14 protein-coding genes are annotated in these 22,009 nt (G+C 60.5%); 6 read left to right on the top strand and 8 right to left on the bottom strand.

Annotated elements, in window-relative coordinates:
• Positions 1-3 precede the first annotated feature (3 nt).
• A complete protein-coding gene (locus ACILSL_RS12115; protein WP_395732295.1) occupies positions 4-1,599 on the bottom strand; it encodes a sensor histidine kinase in 1,596 nt (531 codons plus the stop codon).
• Positions 1,600-1,732: 133 nt separating this feature from the next.
• On the opposite strand from ACILSL_RS12115, the gene ACILSL_RS12110 reads away from it, so the two are divergent.
• Entirely contained in the window at positions 1,733-2,365 is a 633-nt protein-coding gene (locus tag ACILSL_RS12110) for an RNA polymerase sigma factor (RefSeq protein ID WP_395732294.1), read from the top strand.
• Between the two features lie 18 nt (positions 2,366-2,383).
• On the opposite strand, the gene ACILSL_RS12105 is transcribed toward ACILSL_RS12110, so the two are convergent.
• The 4 genes from ACILSL_RS12105 to ACILSL_RS12090 form a co-directional block, all read right to left on the bottom strand.
• On the bottom strand, positions 2,384-3,433 hold the full coding sequence (locus tag ACILSL_RS12105; RefSeq protein WP_395732293.1) for an MlaD family protein: 1,050 nt from the start codon (positions 3,431-3,433) through the stop codon (positions 2,384-2,386).
• Positions 3,434-3,470: 37 nt separating this feature from the next.
• Positions 3,471-4,274: an ABC transporter ATP-binding protein gene (locus ACILSL_RS12100; protein ID WP_395732292.1), complete on the bottom strand. Its 804-nt coding sequence runs from the start codon at positions 4,272-4,274 to the stop codon at positions 3,471-3,473.
• Positions 4,275-4,276: 2 nt separating this feature from the next.
• Complete coding sequence (locus ACILSL_RS12095) at positions 4,277-5,080, bottom strand: MlaE family ABC transporter permease (RefSeq protein ID WP_395732291.1); 804 nt, start codon at positions 5,078-5,080, stop codon at positions 4,277-4,279.
• 131 nt (positions 5,081-5,211) lie between these two features.
• Complete coding sequence (locus ACILSL_RS12090) at positions 5,212-5,961, bottom strand: hypothetical protein (protein ID WP_395732290.1); 750 nt, start codon at positions 5,959-5,961, stop codon at positions 5,212-5,214.
• A 169-nt stretch (positions 5,962-6,130) separates the two neighbouring features.
• Between ACILSL_RS12090 and ACILSL_RS12085 the strand changes: the two genes are divergently transcribed.
• The 3 genes from ACILSL_RS12085 to ACILSL_RS12075 all read left to right on the top strand — a co-directional run bounded on the left by ACILSL_RS12085 (position 6,131) and on the right by ACILSL_RS12075 (position 11,799).
• Positions 6,131-6,571, top strand: a complete 441-nt coding sequence (locus tag ACILSL_RS12085) for a 23S rRNA (pseudouridine(1915)-N(3))-methyltransferase RlmH (protein WP_395732289.1) — start codon at positions 6,131-6,133, stop codon at positions 6,569-6,571.
• 132 nt (positions 6,572-6,703) lie between these two features.
• Complete coding sequence (locus ACILSL_RS12080; protein ID WP_395732288.1) at positions 6,704-9,646, top strand: PAS domain-containing protein; 2,943 nt, start codon at positions 6,704-6,706, stop codon at positions 9,644-9,646.
• A gap of 56 nt (positions 9,647-9,702) precedes the next feature.
• Positions 9,703-11,799 (top strand): hypothetical protein, encoded by a 2,097-nt coding sequence (locus ACILSL_RS12075; protein ID WP_395732287.1) that lies wholly within the window; start codon positions 9,703-9,705, stop codon positions 11,797-11,799.
• A 350-nt stretch (positions 11,800-12,149) separates the two neighbouring features.
• Here the strand turns inward: ACILSL_RS12075 and ACILSL_RS12070 are convergent, their stop codons facing one another.
• A complete protein-coding gene (locus ACILSL_RS12070) occupies positions 12,150-14,216 on the bottom strand; it encodes a hypothetical protein (RefSeq protein WP_395732286.1) in 2,067 nt (688 codons plus the stop codon).
• A gap of 110 nt (positions 14,217-14,326) precedes the next feature.
• Positions 14,327-15,043 (bottom strand): YebC/PmpR family DNA-binding transcriptional regulator, encoded by a 717-nt coding sequence (locus ACILSL_RS12065; RefSeq protein WP_395732285.1) that lies wholly within the window; start codon positions 15,041-15,043, stop codon positions 14,327-14,329.
• 104 nt (positions 15,044-15,147) lie between these two features.
• Between ACILSL_RS12065 and ACILSL_RS12060 the strand changes: the two genes are divergently transcribed.
• Positions 15,148-15,351 (top strand): ribbon-helix-helix domain-containing protein, encoded by a 204-nt coding sequence (locus ACILSL_RS12060; protein WP_395732284.1) that lies wholly within the window; start codon positions 15,148-15,150, stop codon positions 15,349-15,351.
• Positions 15,348-15,854 (top strand): hypothetical protein, encoded by a 507-nt coding sequence (locus tag ACILSL_RS12055; RefSeq protein ID WP_395732283.1) that lies wholly within the window; start codon positions 15,348-15,350, stop codon positions 15,852-15,854. The genes ACILSL_RS12060 and ACILSL_RS12055 overlap by 4 nt, the downstream gene beginning before the upstream one ends.
• Positions 15,855-16,365: 511 nt before the next feature.
• Here ACILSL_RS12055 and ACILSL_RS12050 read toward each other — a convergent pair.
• The gene (locus tag ACILSL_RS12050) at positions 16,366-21,984 is read right to left on the bottom strand and encodes an excinuclease ABC subunit UvrA (protein WP_395732282.1); all 5,619 of its coding nucleotides are present in this window, start codon (positions 21,982-21,984) and stop codon (positions 16,366-16,368) included.
• Positions 21,985-22,009: the final 25 nt, after the last annotated feature.

Raw genomic sequence — 22,009 nt, 5'->3', positions numbered from 1 at the left:
CCACTACGGTGCCTTCATCCGCACCTCAAACACCGTCTCATCCTCTCTCGAACTCACCAGCCGCAGCTCTGCCCCATTCGCACGCGCCAGCTCGGTGGCGATGTTGAGGCCGAGGCCAAAACCGTCCGTCTGCCGCGTGTGGGCCTTGTCGCCACGAAAGAAGCGCTCAAAGAGCCGCTGCTGATTTTCCGCCGGGATGGCCGCGCCGGTGTTGGCGACGGCGAAAACAATCTGCCCGTCGTGCTGTGCCAGCGTCAGCGAGACGCGGCCCTGCGGCCGGTTGTATTTGATCGCATTGCTCAGCAGGTTCTGAAACACCTGCTGCAGCAGCGCGCGGTCGGCGTGCACCATGATGCCCGGCTCGATGTGATGTTCCAGCGTCAGCCCAGCCTGCCCGCAGAGGATTTCCCCGTCTTCGATGAGGCGCTCAAGATCGAGGCTGAGGTCATAGTTCTCCGGGTGCGTGGGCAGCCGCCCTGCATCTGCCTGGGAGAGCAGCAGCAGGCTTTGCGTGATCTGTTTGAGGCGAGAGGCCTCTTCAAAGAGTGAGACAAAGCGCTCATGTTCTGCGCTGCCGGGAGCGGTATGGCGCACGGCATCATCCAGATCTGCCAGCATGATGGCCAGCGGGGTTTTCAGCTCATGCGATGCATCAGCAGTGAATCGCACGGCCTGTTGAAAGCTGCCCTCAAGGCGCTGCATCATGCCGTTCAGCACGTCGATGAGCTGGGCGAACTCGCGGTTGTCATCGCGCTGCACAGGGATGCGCTCGGCCAGGTCACTTGCCGTCAGCCGCTGGGCCGTGCTGACCACACGCTCCAGCGGCCGCATCGCCTGCCCGGAAGTCCACAGCGCCCCGAATCCGGCCAGTACCAGCCCCAGCGCTCCCGCACCCACGTACCACCAGGCCATGCGGTTGATTTCCGCATAAAAATCCGTGAGCGAGAGACCGATGAAGATGGTGTACGTGGGGCTGCTGAAGGCACCGAAACGCCAGTCGATGCCGCCCGAACGCGCGGTGAAGGTGACCGGCTCACGCACCATGGGCATCTGCGGGCGAAAGGACAGTTCGCGCTCCTGCGGTGGAGGTGGCGGCCTGCCAAATCCAGGCGTGCCGAGCAAATCGCCGAACTCGCCATCCCTTCGCGGTGGCGGGGGGCTGTGTCGTCGGCCGCTGGGTGGGCCGGGGCCGCCGCCCGGGGGCGCGACTGGCGGCGCCCGCCCGATTTCTTCCTGCGTCGGGAAGCAGCTGCGGAAGTACGCATTCAGATCTTTGGGGGCGTTGGGCGTGGCAAACAAGGTCTTCCCTTGAGCATGCTCCTGCACCACCAGCACTGCATGGGTCGCATTGTGCTCCGCTGAAGTGCCAAAGACGAGGTCGGCGATCAGTTTGAACTGATCATCCGTCGTGTAGGGGTCGATACGGTTCCACACCCGCTGGGCAGGAGCAATGATGCGGTCATCCACACTGCGTTCCAGCGTCTGGCTGGCATACCACCAGGCGGCGGCACCAAAGCCCGCCACCAGCGTCCCTGCGACGATCATCGTCTGCAGGGCCAGGCGGGTGCGGAAGCTGCGGGTGTTGGCCGGGGCGCTCATTCAATGAGGTAAACGCTCAGACTCTCACTCGGACTGTGGCGCCACGCACGAAGATAAATGCCTATTAATGTCCGCCCGCAGCCCGGTGTCATGCGCCGTTGCTCCAATGCATGGGTAACCACCCCTCACCGCCATGCACCTTGGAGAAGACCACGCCAGCAGCCACACCACAGACTCATCCGCCTGCAATGCAGCCTCAATGCTCTACAGCCGCCACTGGCCCGTGCTCTGCGCCTTTGCACGGGCGCGCGGCTGCGAGGCTCACGATGCCGAAGACGCCGTACAGGAACTGTTTGCCAAACTCGTGGCCCAGGGCCAGCACGAGCGTGCCGCAGCCATCGCGGATCATGGCGAGCAGGCCGCCTTCCTCTTTGCCCGCCTGCGCACGCACCTGATCAAGCGCTGGCAGCACCGCACCCGGCAGCGCCGTGGCGGCGGCGCGGTCTGCTTCTCGTTGAGTGATGAAAATGGCGGCAACATCGACTTGGTCGATTCACGTCCGCCCCCAGACGGAGAAATGGACCGTGAGTGGGCCAGGGGCGTGATCGAGCGCGCTCTGCATTCATTCAGTCTGGAACTGCACGCACAGGGTCGGGGTGAAATCTGGGACTGCCTGGAGGAAAACATCGTCAAAGGCTGCCGTGCCGCGCGTCCGCAGAGCGGTGCGCTGCGCACGGCTCTTCACCGTGCCAAACGCCGCCTGCGCGCGCTGATCCTGGCCGAATGCCGCGAGGACGAAAGCATGCTGCATGCAGTGCTGGCGTGAGCCGGCACCCTCACAGGCTCAGCGGAAAATGCCGCGTTTCGGCGGAGATTCTTCAAGATGCTTTTTCGCTTCCTCGGCACGGAGTCTTTCCGCCGTGTCCTTGTACCAAAGCGGTCCGTTGACCTTGAAATTGTAAATCAAGTCACGGAAGTCGTTCATCAAACGCTGGTCGTTCATCACCGCTCCCAGCAGACCTTTGCCCGTGGAGATGTTGGCTCCTACCACAGAGAATGTGTCGGCGGCTTTTTTGATCGACCTCAGGGATTCATCGGCAGTCGCCATGAGCTTGTCTGCCTTGGCGATGGCGGGGTCGAGTTTGTCAAACATCGGGCCGAGTTTCTTGCTCGACTCCTCCATGTTCTTGGCGGCGCCTTTGAAACTGGTCGCCGCATCCTTGAGTTCCGCCAGCGCGGTCTTCAGGGTCTGGGCATTTTCTTCGCCCAGCACCTTGTCATCCACCCGCTTGAGTGTGCTGTTGAGGTGCTCCATGCCTTCCTTGAAACTGAGAATCGTGGCGTCGGAGAGGGCTTCTTTATTGACCTTGCCCATCACCGACTGGACATCTTTGAGAGCCACGCGCACGTCATCCAGCACCACATCGACTTTTTTGCCGACCTTCTCCGCCTGGCTTTGCAGGTCGTTCAGGCCGCCGCCTTTTTCACCTTCGATGATCTTGTCATAATCATGCGGCAGAAACACATCCGTTTGTTTGCCGCTGGGTTTGATTTCCACCAGCGCATCTCCCATCAGACCCGCTGAACCGATGCCAAAGGTGGCATCAGCGGGGATCATCACGTCCTTGAAGAGTTCCAGGTCGAGAATGACGCCCGTGAAGGTTTCGTTGAGCTGCGGCTTTTTGTCCACCTTGCCCACGCGTGAACCGCCGAGAAAGACGGGTGAGCCTTCTTTGATGCCGGATGCGTTTGGAAAGGACACCTGCAGGTGGTAGGTGTCCTTGAACACTTCACGCACACGTCCGAAGGTTAGGATCAGGCCGCCGAGCAAGAGCAGCCCGATGAACAGGAAAAGCCCGACGAGCATTTCGGTTTTTTTGTCACTGTCGATCATGAGATAAAAAGAATGAAAAGAGGGTGAAGAAGCGGGTTCAGCAGGTGATGTCGGAACGCCCGTTGATGAAGTCCTGCACGATTTTGTCGTCGGAGTTCTTCAGTTCGTCGGGGGTCCCCAGGAAGCGGATCTCCCCACGATACAGCATGGCTACGCGGTTGGAGATCTTGAAGATGCTGCGCATGTCATGGGTGACGATGATGGAGGTGATCCTGAAGCGCCGCTGCATGCGCAAAATCATCTGATCGATGATGTCCGAGCCGATGGGGTCGAGGCCCGAGTTCGGCTCATCATACAGGATGCATTCGCTGTGGTCGATGATCGCCCGTGCGATGCCCGTGCGCTTGCGCATGCCGCCTGAAAGAGCGGTGGGAAACTTGGTCCGGTGCTCGTCCAGATCCACGGCCTGCAGGGCTTCGCGCACACGGCGGTCGATTTCCTTGCGATCACGCACGCCGTGCTCCAGCAGCGGAAAGGCCACGTTTTGCTCCACCGTCAGGTTGTCAAAGAGCGCCGCTCCTTGGAAGAGCATGCTCACCTTTTTGCGGATCGGAGCCATATCACGTTCCTTCAGCCGGTTCACATGCACGCCATCCACGTAGATCTCGCCTTTGTCAGGTTTGATCAGACCGATGATGTGCTTCATCAACACCGTCTTGCCTTCACCGCTGGGGCCGATGATGCACAGCGTTTCCCCATGCTGCAGCGTGAGGTTGATGCCGCGCAGGACCTCCTGCTTGCCAAAGCGTTTGTAGACGCCTCTCAGTTCGATGAAGGCAGGGGCGCTGCCGTCGTTGGCGGCAGGGGGCGTCGGCCTCGTGCTGGGGGTGGGTTCAGCCATGGTCAGACGGTGCCGATCGGGAAGATGTAGTTGAGCAGCAGGGAGAGGAAGAAATTGACGATGAGCATCACCAGCGAGGAGATGACCACCGCACGCGTCGTTCCCGCACCGACGCCGACGGCGCCGTTTTCAGCCGCCAGTCCCTGGTGGCAGGAGATCAGGGTGATCAGCATGCCAAACACAAAGCCTTTGATCATGCCAATGCTCAGATCCTCCATGTTGGTATGCTCCAGCATGTGGTTGAGATACCAGGTGGATGGCATGTCATAGCCGAAGCTCGTCACCAGATACGAGGCGAAAAGGCCGAAGGAAATGCTCTCCGCCACCAGAAACGGCATGGAGATCATCATCGCCAGAAAGCGTGGCAGCACGAGGTAATCGACCGGGTGCACGCCCATCACCCGCAGGGCATCGACCTGTTCCGTCACTTTCATCGTGCCAATGTCAGCCGCCATGGCCGCGCCCACACGGCCCGCCACCATCAAGCCTGCCAGCACCGGGCCGAGCTCTCGGCACAGCGCCACGGACACCACCGCACCCACAGTCGTCTCAAAACCGAAGTCCTTGAACTTGGCGTAGCTTTGAAAAGTGAACACCGCTCCTGTGAAAGCTCCGGTCACAATGACCACTGCCTGGGAGCCATACCCGATGGCCACGATCTGATGCGCCACCAGCCTGAGGCGCCACACACCTGACCGAAATGCGATCAGCAGCTCCTGCATCAATGCAGTGAGCTGTCCGAGGTAGGCTAAAAAATGTAGAAACGTGCGGCCGGGGACGGTCAGCAGGCCTGAAGGAAAATCCATTGCCGTTCATCATCGCATGTTGTTGCGTGAAGGCAAATCACGGAACCGTCGAACACGGAAATGAAAAGCCCCGTCAGGAGAAGAATCCAGACGGGGCAAAGGTATTGAACGACTGCTTGTAGCAGCGAATGCTACTGCGGCGGCACGCGGAAGAGCTTGCCGGTGTAGGGGCACTTGACTTCCATGCCCACGGGAAGGCCGGTCACATCCACCAGCTGATGCTTGGCGGCAAACGGGCTGTTCACGAAGCCAGGGCGTCCAGCAATGGGAGAACCGTAGGGCAGCTCGACCACGGGGGCGGAGGGAGTTGTCGGTGCCACCGTTGGAGCGGAGGGTGCAGGCGTCGTCATGGCGGCCACGTTGCTGTTGGGTGCCACGGGTGTGGTGCGCGGGCGCTCAGGCGCTGCGGGTGTCTTGGGACGATTTGCAGCGACGTTGGAAGGGGCGGCGGTCACGCTGCCCGGAACCAGGAAAGGACGCTGTGTGTAGGGGCAGACCACTTTCGAGCCAGCAGACATTCCGCGCACATCCACCAGGCGTGGCGGATTGGTGAATGGAGTGCGAACATAGCCGGGGAGGTCGGGCACTGCCTGCGCAACTGGCATCGTGGATGCATTCAGCATCGCAGGGGGCGGCGTCGCAGGACGCTCAGGACCCACGGTCGGGCTGGGCGTCTGCACTGGCGTCGTGCTTTTTGCCAGTGTCGGCGAACCAGCAGTGACTCCGAGCGGACGGCTCTCGTGTTCCAAATAGTAAGTGATGAGTCCACGACTCTGGATTGCCTGCCATGCCTCACGGGGAGGAACGGCGCAGGATGCCAGCATGAGCGTCACAACACATGTCGCGACGAGATGAACCGGGGTGTGAGGTGCTTTGGACATAGGCTTAGCGAACGGTTAATTTTTAAAGTGGCGTTCTCATTTTAACGATCTTTTTAAATTATGCAACAACAAGGGCGGTAAGGTTAATCAACAAAATCCATGTTTATTAAAATAGCAATAGCAGCATGCCTGCCTTGTATAACCCGCTGAGATGTGCGCTTTTGGCCTCATGCAATGGCGCATCATCACTGTCGGGAAACCCGGCCACCCTTGGGTCAAAGAGGCTGTGGAACTCTATTGGAAGAGACTTCAGCACTACAGTCATTTCGAGCATGTGGTGATTAAAGAGGCTCCCTTGGAGCGGGTGGAAAAGCAGATCGAGGCCGCGTGCGCAGGTGATCTATGCATACTTCTAGACGAACGTGGCAGGCAATTGCGCAGTTTGGAGATGGCCAGATGGATTGAAAACGAAGAGGTTTCCGGCCGCAAACGCATCTGCCTCGTGATCGGAGGCGCAGACGGTCACTCCCCGCAGTTTCGTGCCAGGGCCAAAATGTCCTGGTCGCTCTCCACCCTCACCATGCAGCATGACATTGCCTGGGTCATGCTGATGGAGCAGATCTACCGCGCCTACACCATCATTCGGGGGGAGCCCTACCATCGGGAATGATTTCAGCAGGCTTAAGGATCAAACTTGCCTCCCGGCTCGTTTATTGCTGAACTGAGTCGCAAATCTCTGCACTTTCGCCTTGCTGATAACTTGGGAGAACCTAAATTTCAAATTTTCTCAACTAATCACGACATGTCACCTTCGGTCCTCAGAAACGTCATCCACCCCAAGGCGCAAACAGCGCCTTTGGAGAGGGCGCGTGACGAGGCCCAGGACCCGCGCACGGGAGTTCAGGGGAGCGCAGAACTCCCCAAACACGAATCAGAAGACATGGAGCTGGTAATGGGCGCGCTGGTGGAAAATGCTCCCGTTGCCATGGCCATGTTTGACCGTGGCATGCGCTACATGCTCGCCAACCGCCAATGGATCACTGAATTCGGCCTTCAGCAGGTGCAGCCGCTGGTCGGCAAGAGCCAGTATGAAATTTTTCCAGGCCTGCATCCAGGCTGGAGGCAAGTCTATGAACGCGCGCTGCAGGGGCACATCGTCCGCAGTGAGCATGATTCCCTCAGCGGACCTGACGGCCAGAATCTGGTCTATCGCTGGGAAGTGCGGCCCTGGCGCAAGAAGCGTGATGCCGCTGTTGGCGGCCTGATGGTCACCTGTGAGAAATTCAGTTCTCCCCAGCCTTCCGGTGAAGATGCTGTCAAAGCAGCTCCCGCCTCGGAGGATGAGGACGGTTCCCCGTCTGCGGCGAAAACGCCCGATCCGCTGGACTGCTCCATTCCAATGCTGATTCTCAATCTGGACGGGGCAATCCTGCGCGCCAACGTCGCCGCTGCGCACCTGACCTTGGACAAAGGGATTCAGGAGGGCACCACCTGTTTCTGGGAAGTGTTCGGTGAAGGCCGGGACTACAGCGCTCTGCGTCAGCAAACACTCGATGCACTCACCCGCGTGGCATTGGCGCACTCACCGGTTCCGGTCTATATCACCACGCACAAGGCTTCCTCTCCGGATCCCGCCACCCCTTCCCGCTGGCTGGTTTCAGCCCTGGCACGCAAAGGGACGGACGATTCCCCGCGCCAGATCATGGTGATGGGCTTCCCTTCCCCGCCAGCCGCAGAAATCGTGCCTCGCTTCAATCTGCCGGCGGCTCCTCCTGCGCCCGTGGTGCCTCCCCCTCCTCTTCCTGCGCCTGCCCCTGTAAATGATGCCGCACAGCAGCGTTTGGAAAACGAGCTTTCTCGTGCACGGCAGGAGCTGCGTACGCTCGCCGAGGCGCAGCAGGCCTTCGGCAGGCGTGAGTCCCGCCTGCGCAGCTATCTCGAAGGCATTCCCTGCGGAGTCTTCGTTTTGGATGAACGTGGCGTTCCCGTGTTTCAAAATGAAGGCCTGGCCAAACTGCTGGGGCGCCCGCTCGAATCAGATCAGACCGTGGAAAGCTGGCTGGCTCATGCATGCTCCACCGAGGAGCATCGCGCCCAGGTCGTGCTGGCCTGGCGTGAAAGCGTCTGGCGGCGTCAGTTGACGCGCACGGTCTCTCTCGCCACGGCGGATGGCCTGCTCAAAGAACTCGAGTTTCATCCCATTGCCCTGCCCGGCGGGGGCCTGCTTGTCAGCATTCAGGACGCCACTGAGCACACCCGTCATGAAGAGCAGCTCCGCAGCATGGAGGCCAAGCTTCGCACGCTCATGCAGGGCAGCCCCATCGCCATTGTCATGACGGACAAGGCCGGCGTCATCTTCGAGGTGAACCAGCATGCCGAAGAACTCCTCGGCCAGGCCAAGTCCGAGCTGCGTCGCTATCCGCTGGATGCCTGGCTGGATCCTGACAGCGCCACCGCACGGCGTGATGCCCTGCGCTCCCTCCAAAGCAGCGGCCGTCAGGCTGAGGCGCTCGGAGTTCGCATCAAACGTGTCGATGGTTCTTTCTCGCGTGCCATCCTCCATCTTGCAGCCGTTCCAGATGCGCAGGGGGAAACCCATTGCACCATCCACTACCTGCAGGAGGTCACCGAGCCCGCAGCCGCCACCATGCCTGAGGCCGCCTCTTCCGACGCATCCGCTTCCCAGGCATCTGGCACAGCATCCCGGCCGACCAGAGCGGTGCTTCTCACCACCGATGCCAATGGCCGCGTCCGCACCTGGTCGGTGCATGCCCAGCAATTGTTCAGTCTCGAGTCTGCTGCCGCCATCGGGCGGCCGCTGCATCAGTTTTTCCGTCCTTCGGACGCCACCGGCTTTTTTGCAGATCTCGCCGCGCAGGCAGCCAATCCTGACAGCATCGTTCAGCGTCCGTTTTTCGGCGGAAACGGCAAACGCGGGGAAGTGGAAACCAGCGTGCGCGTGCTTGAGGAGGGCGGGCTTGAACTCAGCACCCACTTCGCCGCCGAAATCGCACCTGCAGCGGTCCCTCCGCTGCCTGTAGAGATGCTGAAAGCCGCCATCCCGCTGGCTTTCCAGGTGGTGTCACCTTCCAGCCAGCGCTGGCCGGTGGTTGACCTTGAGCGCGAAAAACTCCTGCTCACCGAGACGCATCATCGCATCAAGAACCATCTCCAGATCATCTCCAGCCTGCTGAACATGCAGATCAATGGCGTGAGTGATCAGGATGCACGCAATGCCCTGCGCTCCAGCCAGAACCGCGTGCGTGCCATCGCCGCACTGCATCAGCACTTGTATCAGGTCGCTCTTGGAAAGGGTGACACCTTCAGCGACTTCTCCTGCGATCTCGTCACTCACCTGCGTGAATGCTATGAGGTGAACTCGGACCAGATCAAGGTGCACCTGGAAGTGCAGGAAGGCCCCATTGAGCAGGAGTGGCTCATGCCGCTCGCCCTCACGCTCAATGAGGCGCTTTCAAACTGCTTTGAACATGCCTACCCGCATGGCCGCAAGGGCTTGATCACCGCCATGCTGACTTACACCCAGGGCAGCGGCGAACTCGTCATCAGTGACGATGGCGTGGGCCTCCCCCCCGGCTTTCACCCCGGTGAAGGCGGCGGCCTCGGCCTCAAAATCCTCGCGGTCTTCGCTGATCAAATGCGCGGCCAGCTCTTTGTCCGGGGCAATCCCGACCAGGGCACCGAGATCAAGCTGCGTTTCCCGCTGGCGGCTACGCCCGAAGGTTAAACTCTCTGTGCAGCATATTCCTTTTGCCAACAGCGGCGCTGCCATGACAATGCGGCGTGCTGACCCCACCCACGGCCTGCCTGTGCCTCCTGGCGTTTCTGACGCTTGGCCTTTCGGATGTCCTCGCACAGTCCGTCACCACACGAACGGACAAAGTCGCCGGGCTGCTCAATGACTGGTTTGCCAAAGGCACCGCCGCTGGACTCCAGGCCATCACCTATGAAAATCGGGACGGCCAGCATTCGCCGCTGAACACCGCGCAGTATCCGCAGCTGCAGGTGTACAAGGGGGCCGAGAATGAAAAAGGGGCTGCCACGCAGGTCCGCTCCCAGCCGACCTTCGGCAACTGCTCCATGGCCTCCGGCGCCACGCAGATGGGCTGTCTGCCGCGGATTATCACGATGGATCCTGGCGGCAATCTTTTCCTCGCCAAACAGTACCTCTCCAACAACCTCTTCATCTATCCTGAACACCAGGACTACGACATCGGTGCCAATGGAAACGCTGGCGGCGGTTATGGCGATCTCCTGCCGCTGAACACCCCCTGCCTGCTCATTTCCCAGGGCTCCTCCTACACCGATCAGCCCTTCCTCAAGGCCCTGCTCTCCACCACCGCCTCCTTTCCTCCGGACACCCAGAAGCTCCTCATCGAAAAGCACCTGCTCATGCCCACGCTGCAGTCCATCTTTCGCCGCTCAAACACGGCGGTGCAGACACCTGAGGACTACTTCACCGGCAAAGCCCATCCGCCTGTCTTCGACGGCGCGCAGATCGATGAGGAAAAAATGGTGCGCATCGCCCATGACATGACGCCGCAGAAAATCCCGCCACTCGTCCTGCTGCGTGTCATCGAGGAAACCAAGATCGAGCCCGGCAGGAATTTCTTCGAGCTCCCCAACCCTCATCCCTGGAAGCTCTCCGACACTCCCGTCTCCATCGCCCGCATCCTGCGTGGCAATGAAGCCGAGCACGGCATGCTCATCGGCTTCGACAAAACCGTGAACCTGGTCAAAGCCCCGCTGCAAATGCGCGCCGCCGTGCTGCAGGGGGATCCGCGCTTCGTTCACATCGAGTCCGAACCCGGCGGCGATGTCATGCGCCTGCGCATTCGCTGGCAGCCGCCCGTGATCACCTCCACCGGCATCCGCAGCCATCGCATCGACATCGGCATCTTCGCCGACAACGGCTCCAGCGTCAGCGCCCCCGCCATCATCAGCTTTTACATGCTGCCCAACGAGATGCACTTCTACGATGAGAAGGGCCGCGTCTCTGAAATCCACTATCAAACTCACAATCCAGACTTCGGTCTTCCCGTCACAGATACCGACCCCCGCTGGGTGAAGATCCTGCTCGCCTTCAGCATGAAGGACACCAATCTCCGCAGCCGGTTGCTCGATCAACTTCTCACGCCCGACGAACGCGGCGGTCTGCAGCAGCACTACCTCGTGCTTAAACCCCTGCTCGATGCCTTCACTGCCATCGAAAACGCCGACAAACGCAAAGACGAGGCCGCCCAGCTGCGCGCAAAACTCGGCGAGGCCATCAGCTCCACCTTGAAGAAAAAGGTCGCGGAAAAGTCCGATCTCATCGTGCGCGCCACCATCGACAAAGTGCTCAACGCCATCGCCAGCTTCCATCCCTTCTACCTCGGCTCCCAGCACGAGCTCGACGCGCTCGCGGCCGCTTCGCCCAAAGCCACCGCCGTCGCCGATGTCCGCGCCGAACTCCACCGCCTCATCGTGCAGGGCATCCTCGTTGAGCAGGCCTCCGGGCAGATCGACACCATGTCCCCGCCGGAAAAACTTTCTCTCGGCGAGCGCTACATGCTGCGTGGCCTGAACCTCATCCTCCTCAGCCAGGTGCTCTTCCCCGACGTTCTCGACCGTTCCACCGCACCCGCCTACGTCAGCCCTCGCCTCACCACCCCCAAGCAGTGGCGGGATGTCTATCGCTACGATTCCACCACCGGCGCACTCCAGGGCTGGATCCGCTATGCCGACGCCCGTATCGCCAACTTCGACGCCGAAGGCCGGCTCCTCCCCGACGGTCCGCAGGGCAAGTCCATCCCCGTCCTCTACCTCATGAACGAAAAAGGCATGCTCACCTGGCGCCCACAGCCCGAGCCAGCACCGGTGTCCTCGTCATCGAAGTGACGATGTGAGCCGTCTCATACCACAATTCATTGAAAACGGGTCTATTTCGGAGTCGATGAAAGTTCGGCTCTGAAGAAGAGACTTTATGTTCAGTGGGAGGCTTCAAGGCCAATCGGGCAGTCAATGCTTGCATGCCTGCCATACGTAGGATGGGTGTGGCGACAGCCCGCCCGTCCATCAGCGTTCCGCAAACATCGGGGCGTGCGAACACCCTCGTGGCAGGACGGTTTGTCGGAGGGAGTTGTGGAGCGAAGAAGCGGTTTAGACGCCAAACACATCCAACCTACGACCGGAGTGCCACGCTGCCCGTCCACAAACCTGCTCAGACCCGTTTTCAATGGCGCGTGGTATCAGTCATAGCTCAGCACATCGTGCATCTTCCACGCCATTCGTCCTCTGCTCACTCCCTCTTCGCTCCACCGCCGCAGGTCCAGCTCCTCAAACGGCTCCAGCCATTTCAAGGCCGCCTTAAGTTCCCCTGCACCACCATTCTGCTCCCTCACCGCGGCAAACGCCTTCAGAAACTCCCGCAGCTTCGCGAAGTTCAGCTTCACCCGCATTCCTTTGGCAGGACTCGCATTCGGCTGCTTGAGTACTTCCGCCAGATGACTCTGCTGCACGCGTGATGTGCCCAGCATGAACAGCCGGTCATTCAGCGATGCACAGGGCCCCAGCTCGCTCGAATCAAACGGCAGCTCATAGCTGTAGCTCGTCAGATCCCCGCTCCGCTTCACCACCACTTTCGGCAGCTCAATCGGCTGTGGTGAAGGCACGTTTTTCAGCAACGTCTGCAGCGCCGTCTCCATGTTGTCCCAGGACACGCCGATCAACGCACGGTTCTTGATCTCGTGCACACTCGCAAAGCGTGGCACCGGTACCGCTTCACCTCCCGGCGGCATCCCCGGCAGCAGCGGCATCTTCCCGCCGATGTCCAGGATGAATGCCCCGTCTCCGCTCAGCGCCTTCTGCCAGATCGTCTTCGTGCCGTCATACACGGCAATGACGCTCGGCAGCACCGCCAGATCCGCCAGCTTGAACATCTGCGCAGACTGCTCCCCGCCCACGCCCGCCTTGACCAGTTCATGCGCCGTCGCATGCACCGCACGCATCCACGCTTCAAAATAAGCTCTCCCGGTGCCGGCGTCCGATCCCTGCCCGCTCACGCCAAACACCAGCTCCGGATCATCCAGCAACGCCGAGAACTGCGATGCCTTCGCCAGCTCTTCGGTTTCCGCCTTCGAGTCCCCACCGGCAACTTCCATCTGCACCCCGCCGTCCCACCACGCCACCGCCGCGCCGTTCGTATGTTCGTTGCGGTAATAAGCACGCTCCGCCGCCGCCAGCTCGACCACCTGCGGCTCCAGCGCACGCGCCACGCCTGAAAAAGTTTTCTCCCTCTGCAGGCCCGCCATCACGCCGCGCACGATCGGCTGAAACGGGTGGTCCGATTGCAGCGTGTCCAGGAACACACCGTCCCAGCACACGATCAAACCCAGGCCTTTCAGCGCATGCGCATCCAGCCCGCGCAGCTCCGGCCGCGCCAGCAGCGATTCCTCCACCGAGTTGGCCAGCCGGACTTGATCCTTCGATTTCCCCACCGCCACATACGCACGCTCAGCGCTCAGGCCCAGCGCCAGCACCCACTTCTTGCGCGCCAGCACCTCCAGACCACGCGCCATCCGGTCCTTCATTTCCGCCGTGATCCCCGGCACGGCCTGCGCCAGCATCTCCAGCCACTGCCGCCGCCGCTCCGCCGTCAGTACCTGATCCATCGCGATCTCATTCACCGTGATCTTCTCCCCCTGTGCCGTCACGATGCGCGACTGCGGCGCATCTCCCAGCCAGTCAGCCAGATGCAGCAGCTCGCTCATCCGTTTCAGCACCTGCTCCGGTTCTGGCGATGCCACACCGATCATCACCGGCGGCATTTCAAACCGCTCCAGCAGCAGGATCAGCGCCTCCAGTACTTCGGGGTCACGCAGCGCGGCCTCCATCAGCTTCTTCGCATCAAAGCTCGTCCCCAGACCCGCCAGCACCCCGCCGCTCATCATGCCTCGATACGCCGTCTCGTTGTACAGATCATTCAACTGCCGCAGCAGCACCAGGCTCTTCACGCTGTCTTTGCCAAAGGCCACAAACGCCTCATCCACCGTCACGCTGCTCGTCTTGCCAGGCGTCGGCGCCTTGTCCTCCAAAAACGCCATCATCTGCCCCCACCAGCGTGAGGCCTTCAGCGCCTCCGTGTGCTTTTTCAACTGCACGCTGCTCACACAAAAATCCACATCCGCCGGCACGCGGCCCGCCAGCCCCAGCCGTTCCGCCTCCGTCAGCAGCGTCGGCACCACCACCACCGGAGCTTCCGCCTTCGGCTTCACAGCGGCCTTCTTCTTCCCGCAGCCGCACAGGAGCAGCACCACGGGTAAGATCAAAAAGGACGAAATCCAAAATGCGCGAGTCACGAACCAGCACTGCCCGCATTTGTCATTCGGGCTTTGGCATTCATTCGTCATTCGCCATTCGGGTTTCGTCATTTCAGCGCAGCGTAAACCCGGTGCACATCATCATGTCCGTCCAATGTTTGCAGGAAATTCGTCACCTCTTCACGCTGCTCATCCGTCAGCTCCGGGTACTCCTTCGGCACGTAGCTCATTTCAGAGGTCGTCACCACCCAGCCCGCCGCCTTCAGCGCCTTCGTCACCGCATCCAGCGTCGTCGTCTGCGTGAAAAAACGCGCGCCGAGGTGACCCGCCGCCTCTTCATCCTCCACCTCCATCGGCTCCACATTCTCCGCTTCGGCATTCAGCGCGGCCTCCTCGATGTCCAGCGTCTTGTCCGCATGGTGCGCCTCGATCAGCCCCACATGGTCAAACATCCACATCACCTTGCTCATGGTCCCTGCACGGAACAGCACCTTGATGTCCGAGGCCGTGCGGTTGTTGTTGTCCGTCAGGCATTCCACGATCACCGGCACACGGTGCGGCGTGAAGCCCTCATACGTCGTCGTTTCATACTGCACCGCATCCGGCCCGGTTCCCGACCCCTTTGCGATCGCACGTTCGATCGTTTCCCGCGTCACACTTTGCTTCTTCGCCACGGCCACCGCCGCCGCCAGTCGGGCATTGTATTCCGGGTGCGGCCCGCCCAGCTTCGCCGCCACCTGGATTTCACGCACCAGCTTGCCCGTGATCTTCCCCTTTTGGTCCGCGGCCATTTCCCGCCATTTCTGTTTCCATTGTGCGCCCATGATGTGTCTTTCAGTTCAAAGTTAGACCCCAATCAAAGGTGGGAGCGGAGCGAATGCAAGGAGCACGACCTTGCGAATACGCCTTGGAGGGCATATGCTTCACCATGACAACGCTGACACTGGAACTCCCCGAGGCGCTCTCCGCTGAACTCGACGCCGCTGTGCAATCCGGCTGGTTTGAGAGCCAGGCGGAGGCCGTGCGCGCCGCTGTCCGCGATCTGATGAGCAGCCGCAAACTAGCCCTGCTCGAAAAACAGCAGCTTGATGACATCGACTGGGCCTTGGCTGCCGCCAAGTCCAAGTCATGAACATCGTGGTGACAGACACCGGCCCGCTCCTGCATCTCTATCAAGCGGGGGCCATCGATCTGATCGCCAGTCTGGGTGAAATTCAGATGACGCCGCAAGTTTGGTCTGAACTTCAACGGCATGCGCCATCATTGCGGCAGACAGGTTTCCCTTCGTGGCTCCGGCTGATCAAGCCATCCTTAAAGGTCAATCGTCAAGCTGCTGAATGGCTTCAGGCTGACTTGCTTCATGCCGGTGAGGCCGAAGCTCTGGCCTATGCCAAAGAAATCGGTGCCGGCTTGTTTCTGAGCGATGACACAGCGGCCCGCACTATCGGCCAGTCTCTGGGGCTTCAGGTGCGTGGTTCTCTTGGTGTTGTCTTGTATCTGGCAGCAACCGGTGTCTTGAGCCGGGAGAGAGCTGCAAAAGTGCTCGATGATCTGGAACACCATTCAACACTTTGGATGTCCGCCAAAGTTCGGAATGCAGCGCATCACGCATTGCGCCAGATATTTGGTGACTAGCGAACCAAGCAAGTCAAAAATGAGTTTTCGTCTTGGGCGGCCTTCATCCTGCATCTCAGGGAATACCTGAAAAGCGCCACTGAGATTCGGTGATCCGTGGTAGTGGCGGGGCGCTGATGAGACGGTGGCGGTGAGACATCAAACGAGAAAGATAAACGCGCCTGCCTCTCATATGCACAGTCTGCTTGCCGTCGATCCGAAGAATGCGCGGTGCCGAAACCCGTTGATCGTTTTCTCCTTTCCGCCTCAATGAGAATTTCAATGAGACTTCGGAGGTGACATACTGGGAAAGCTCCCTCAAAACCGCATCATTCCAAAGAGAGGTTGCTACCACCATCAAGATCAACAAACCCGCAGCACTGATGCTCCAGGGCAGACTCCACCTCCACTTGCTGTCAATACACCCGGCCTGCCAGTCAGGGATGCTGCGGGAGGGTGATCTGGGCGGGCGCATGTGAAAGACGACGAAGATGATGAACCTTTTCTTGGGCTCATCATCTCGACATGACCCTCACAAAAACCGCGCCGTCTCGCTCCCCTTGCACTTCTTCACCTGCTCAGGCGTCCCCGCTGCCACCAGCTTCCCACCCTCAGGCCCAGCCTCGGGACCAATATCAATGAGGAAGTCCGCCTCCGCATACACATCCGGATGGTGCTCAATGACCACCACCGTGTGCCCTTCGTCCACCAGCCGGTGCAGCACATCAATCAAACGCGCCACGTCCTGCATGTGCAGGCCGATGGTCGGTTCCTCAATCAGATACAGATTCCGCTTTCCGGCCACCGTGATGCCCTTCAGCCGCTCCTTGTTGGTGCGTCCGTCACCGCTGCGCAGTTCCGTCACCAGCTTGATGCGCTGCGCCTCACCACCACTCAGCGTCGGGCTCGGCTGTCCGAGCTGCAAATAGCCCAGACCCGTATCCGCCAGCAGCTTGAGAGGCCGTGCAATCTTCTGCACCGGCGCAAAAAACTCCGCCGCCTCCGTGATGCTCATGCGCAGGACATCGCCGATGTGCTTGCCGTTGTACTCAATCTCCAGCGTGGACGAATTGAAGCGCAGCCCGTTGCAGGCCTCGCAATGCACGCGCGTCGTCGGCAGGAAGGCCATCTCCACCTTGATCTCGCCGTTGCCTCCGCAGGCCTCGCAGCGCCCGCCTTCCGTGTTGAAAGAGAAGCGGCTTGCCGTGTAGCCACGCGTCCGCGCCAGCGGCACCTGCGCAAACAACGCGCGAATGTCATCCAGAATGCCCACATACGTTGCCGGACACGAGCGGCTCGTCTTCCCAATCGGCGACTGATCCACCTCATGCACCGTCTGCAAATTCTCAAACCCGCTGATGCTCTTCCACGCCTTCACCACCTTCACCTTCGACTTGCTGATCTTCTCGCGCACCGCTGGCGAAAGCGCCCCATGCATGAACGAACTCTTGCCGCTGCCGCTCACGCCCGTCAGCACGGTCAGACGACCCAGCGGAATGGACACATCGATGTCCTTCAAATTGTTCGCCGTCGCGCCCGTCACCCGCAGCCAGCCTTCCTTCGCCTTCAGCGCAGGCAGCGCACGGCGTGAGCCGCGCACCGGATGCTTCAGCGGCTCGCGCAGGCTCGCACCGGTCACGCTCTGCTTGTTCTTCAAGATCTGCGCCATCGTGCCCTGCGCCACGATCTGACCGCCAAACTTCCCCGCGCCCGGCCCCAGATCCAGGATCGTGTCCGCACGCTTCATCGTCTCATCATCATGCTCCACCACCAGCAGCGAGTTGCCCTTGTCCCGCAGCGCCATCAGCGTGTCCAGCAGCTTCTCATTGTCGCGAGGATGTAAACCGATGGTCGGCTCATCCAGCACATACAGCACCCCGCGCAGATTGCTCCCAAGCTGCGCCGACAAACGAATCCGCTGCGCCTCACCACCGCTCAGCGTGTCCGCACTACGGTTCAGCTGCAGATAGCCTAGGCCCACCTCCTGCATGAATTTCAAACGCTGGGCGATCTCCTTCACAATGTCCCGGGCGATGATTTCTTCAGTGCCTTCAAACTTAAACTTCGACAACAGCTTACCCGCATCCCCCGCCGTCAGTCCAGCGAACTGCTGAATCTTCGTGCCCTGCAGTTGCACCGCACGCCCGATCTCATTAATGCGGCTGCCATGGCAGCTCGGGCAGATCTCACGTGGCTTCTCACCTTCATCATCCGCACTTTCAAAACGGCGCTCCTCTTCCAGCTCCGCCTCCAGCACCGAAACATCGGGCTGCCGGTCGCTCAGATCCGTCTTGTGCCCCACCACACCAAAGCCACGGCATTCTTTGCACCAGCCATGCGGGCTGTTAAAGCTAAACAAACGCGGGTCCAGCTCTTCAAACGACAGTCCGCATGAAGGGCAGCTCATCTCCGTGCTCAGCACGTGCATCGTCTTGTCATTCAGCCGCAGCTTGATCGTGCCCTTGCCCATCTTCAGCGCCGTCTCGATCAAAGGCCTCAGCTTCTCCGCATCATCACTCTTGGCCACGCGGCCGATGACCGCATCGATCGTGTGCTCCTTGAAGCGCTCCAGCTTCTGGAAACCCATCGTGTCGCGGAACTCACCATCCACCAGCAGCGTCTCAATGCCATGCTTGCCTGCATGCTCCGCCACATCCGTGTGGAAACCTTTGCGCGCCTTGATCAGCGGCGCCAGCAGATGTCCCCCACCGCTGCGCAGGTGCTGCTGCACCGTTTTCAAAATCGCCTGCACGCTCTGCTTCTTCACCGGCACGTTGCATGTGGGGCAGTACTGCGTGCCCAGCTTCGCATACAGCAGGCGGAAGAAGTGATACACCTCCGTCACCGTCGCCACCGTCGATTTGCCACCGCCGCGCGAGATGCGCTGCTCGATCGCCACCGTCGGCGGCACACCCGTGATCAGGTCCACCTCCGGCTTCTCCATCTGCTCCACAAACGTCCGCGCATACACCGACATGCTGTCCAGGAACCGCTGCTGCCCTTCCGCAAAGATCAAATCAAACGCCAGCGACGATTTCCCCGATCCACTCAGCCCCGTCACCACCACAAATTCATCCCGTGGAATCTCCACCGAGATGTTTTTCAGATTGTGCTCACGTGCCCCACGGATCGAGATCGCATTGCTAGTCTCCTGCGGCAGTGAAAGCTCTCTCCTTGGAGTCTCCGCCACACGGCTCGCCGCATGTCCCTTCGAACCTGAAAGCAGCTCATGCAGATAACGTCCGGTATGCGAAGCCGCACACTCCGCCACCTCCTCCGGCGTTCCCGCAATCACCAGCCCGCCACCCGCTTCGCCACCTTCCGGTCCTAGATCAATGACCCAGTCCGCGCATTTGATGACTTCCAGATTGTGCTCAATGACCAGCAAACTGTGTCCCTCTTCCACAAGCCGCTGCAGCAGCTTCACCAGCAGCGCGATGTCATCAAAGTGCAGCCCCGTCGTCGGCTCGTCCAGCAGCAGCAGGCTGCCCGCCGCAGACCCCGCAGGATTTTCAATCAAATGCCCGATGAGCTTCAGCCTCTGCGCCTCACCGCCCGAAAGCGTGTTCAGCGGCTGCCCCAGCTTCAGGTAGCCCAGCCCCGCCTCATTCAGCAGATGCAGCTGCGCCACGATCTGCTTCGCCTTTTTCGACGCCTCAAACAACGGGCTGCTGAACCACTCCACTGCAGCCTCCGCTGTCATGCCCAGCACATCATGAATGCTCTGCCCGTGCAGCAAGATTTTGAGCGCATGCGGCTGGTAGCGCTTCCCTTCACACTCAGGACAGGTCACATACAGATCGCTCAGGAACTGCATCTCGATCTTCTCAAAGCCATTCCCCGCGCAGCGCTCGCAGCGCCCTTCACCCGAGTTGAAGCTGAAAAATCCCGGCATGATCCCCTGCGCCTTCGCGTCCTCTGTCTCGGAGAACAGCGTGCGGATGTGATCAAACGCCCCCAGAAACACCGCCGGGGTCGAGCGCGGCGTGCGTGCCAGCGGCGACTGATCCACCATCACCACGTCATGCAGTTGTTCCCAGCCCGTGATCTTGCTCACGCGCCCCGGCTCTTCCTCACACACCTCGCCCCGCAGCCGTTGCAGATTCCGGTACAGCACATCATGCACCAGCGTCGATTTCCCCGAGCCGCTCACCCCCGTGATGCAGCAAAACACCCCCAGCGGAATATCCACATCCAGTTTTTTGAGGTTGTTCTGCCGCGCGCCGCGAATGGACAGTGTGATGGACTGCTGGCTGGCAGCCCCGCCTTTCCGGCTGCCTTTGCCCTTGGTAGGGGCTGCTTCCGCCTCTGACAAAGGAGGGCTTGTAACTGGCCTCCGCTGCGCAGGCACTGGCACACTCTTCCTCCCAAACAAATAATCTCCCGTCAGCGACTTCACCTTCGCCCCCAGCTTCTCCAGCGGCCCGCTGTACACCAGCTCGCCACCCTTTTCACCACGCCCCGGCCCGATGTCGATCAGGTTGTCCGCGCTGCGCATCACCGCCTCCTCATGCTCCACCACCAGCAGCGTGTTCCCCTTGTCGCGCAGCCCTTCCATCACGCCAATAAGCTTCCCAATGTCACGCGGGTGCAGCCCGATGCTCGGCTCATCCAAAACAAAAAGCGTGTTCACCAGCGAGGCCCCCAGGCACGTCGTCAAGTTCACCCGTTGCAGTTCCCCACCGCTCAGCGTACGCGTTTGCCGGTCCAGATTCAGATACCCCAGCCCCGCACGATCCATGTAGCTGATGCGGCTGGCGATCTCCCCTCGCAGCATCGTCGCCACATGATCGCTCGCCTTGATCGGCCACGATTCCACCAGCGGATGCAGCTCGCTCACCGGCAGCCGCGACAGATCCGCGATGGTATGCTCACCAATGCGATAGTTATACGCCTCCTTTTTCAAACGACCGCCGCCACAGTCGCCACACTCCGTGTAGGCGCGGTAGCGGCTCAGAAACACCCGCACATGCATCTTGTAGCTGCGCGACTCCTGCCATTTGAAAAAGCCCCGCACCCCATACCACTCGCCACGATTGTACGCTTCCTCCGGATCATCCCGCGTACCTTCGATCAGCCACTTGCGGTCTTCTTTCGAGTAATCCTCAAACGGCTTGTGAATATCCACGCCACGCTTCCGCGCCGCCTTCTCCAGATCAAGCTGCGACTCCCCATACGTGCTGCCCTGAAACGGCCGCACCAGCCCCTGATTGATGCTCAGCGACTCATCCGGAATCGCCTTCCCCATGTCCAGCCCCAGCGTGCGCCCAAAGCCCCGGCACGTCGGACATGCCCCAATCGGACTGTTAAAACTAAACAGCCCCGGCGTTGGCGCCGGCAGCGTGATTCCACAGTCCGCACAGCTCCAGTCCGTGGAAAAATGCAGCGTCTCCTCATCAATGCTCGCCGCCACCTTGCCCTTGCCATAGCGCAGCGCCGCCTCCAGCGCCTCGCTCACACGCGCACGCTGTTTCGCCTCCAGCACCACGCGGTCCTGCACCACCATCACCTGCGCCGGCAGCTTGCGCCCCTTGAGGGCATCCGCCTCATCCAGACGAATCACACTTCCATACAGCCACACCCGTAGAAAGCCCTGCGCCTGCAGAAACGCCGCAAAGTCCGCCGCCACCGCATCCTTCGGCACCGCCACCGGAAACAAAATAAGAGCCTGCTTCCCCGCATGCGCATTGATGAGTTCATTGAGAATGCTCTCCGGCGACTCCGGCCTCACCGGCCTGTGGCACGAGGGGCACGTCGCCTCCGCCAGTCGCGGAAACAGCATCTTCAGGTAATCATTGATCTCCGTGATCGTCCCCACCGTCGAGCGCGTGCTGCGCATGTTGTTCACCTGCTCGATCGCGATCGCCGGCGGAATTCCTTCAATCGAGTCCACCTTCGGCTTGTCCATCCGCTCAAAGAACTGCCGCGTATACGGCGAAAATGTCTCCACATACCGCCGCTGCCCTTCCGAATATATCGTATAAAACGCCAGCGTCGACTTGCCCGTCGCGCTCGGCCCCGTGATCACATTCAGCGTCCCCTGCGGCAGATCCAGATCCACCCCCTTCAAATTGTTCTGCCTCGCCCCACGAATGCGAATCACATCATTGAGAGACTTCCGGGCGGCAGTTTTTTTGGCAGTTCGAGACATGGAGGCGCGAAATTAACGATACGCC

Source organism: Prosthecobacter sp., from assembly GCF_044222345.1.
GTDB lineage: Bacteria > Verrucomicrobiota > Verrucomicrobiia > Verrucomicrobiales > Verrucomicrobiaceae > Prosthecobacter.
This window is presented reverse-complemented; position numbering and strand designations above follow the sequence as displayed.

What these genes read in the sequence shown, in the direction of transcription:
- ACILSL_RS12115 (WP_395732295.1), bottom strand. Translation starts at nt 1,599, where the DNA reads ATGAGCGCCCCGGCCAACACCCGCAGCTTCCGCACCCGCCTGGCCCTG.
- ACILSL_RS12110 (WP_395732294.1), top strand. Translation starts at nt 1,733, where the DNA reads ATGCACCTTGGAGAAGACCACGCCAGCAGCCACACCACAGACTCATCC.
- ACILSL_RS12105 (WP_395732293.1), bottom strand. Translation starts at nt 3,433, where the DNA reads ATGATCGACAGTGACAAAAAAACCGAAATGCTCGTCGGGCTTTTCCTG.
- ACILSL_RS12100 (WP_395732292.1), bottom strand. Translation starts at nt 4,274, where the DNA reads ATGGCTGAACCCACCCCCAGCACGAGGCCGACGCCCCCTGCCGCCAAC.
- ACILSL_RS12095 (WP_395732291.1), bottom strand. Translation starts at nt 5,080, where the DNA reads ATGGATTTTCCTTCAGGCCTGCTGACCGTCCCCGGCCGCACGTTTCTA.
- ACILSL_RS12090 (WP_395732290.1), bottom strand. Translation starts at nt 5,961, where the DNA reads ATGTCCAAAGCACCTCACACCCCGGTTCATCTCGTCGCGACATGTGTT.
- ACILSL_RS12085 (WP_395732289.1), top strand. Translation starts at nt 6,131, where the DNA reads ATGCAATGGCGCATCATCACTGTCGGGAAACCCGGCCACCCTTGGGTC.
- ACILSL_RS12080 (WP_395732288.1), top strand. Translation starts at nt 6,704, where the DNA reads ATGTCACCTTCGGTCCTCAGAAACGTCATCCACCCCAAGGCGCAAACA.
- ACILSL_RS12065 (WP_395732285.1), bottom strand. Translation starts at nt 15,043, where the DNA reads ATGGGCGCACAATGGAAACAGAAATGGCGGGAAATGGCCGCGGACCAA.
- ACILSL_RS12060 (WP_395732284.1), top strand. Translation starts at nt 15,148, where the DNA reads ATGACAACGCTGACACTGGAACTCCCCGAGGCGCTCTCCGCTGAACTC.
- ACILSL_RS12055 (WP_395732283.1), top strand. Translation starts at nt 15,348, where the DNA reads ATGAACATCGTGGTGACAGACACCGGCCCGCTCCTGCATCTCTATCAA.
- ACILSL_RS12050 (WP_395732282.1), bottom strand. Translation starts at nt 21,984, where the DNA reads ATGTCTCGAACTGCCAAAAAAACTGCCGCCCGGAAGTCTCTCAATGAT.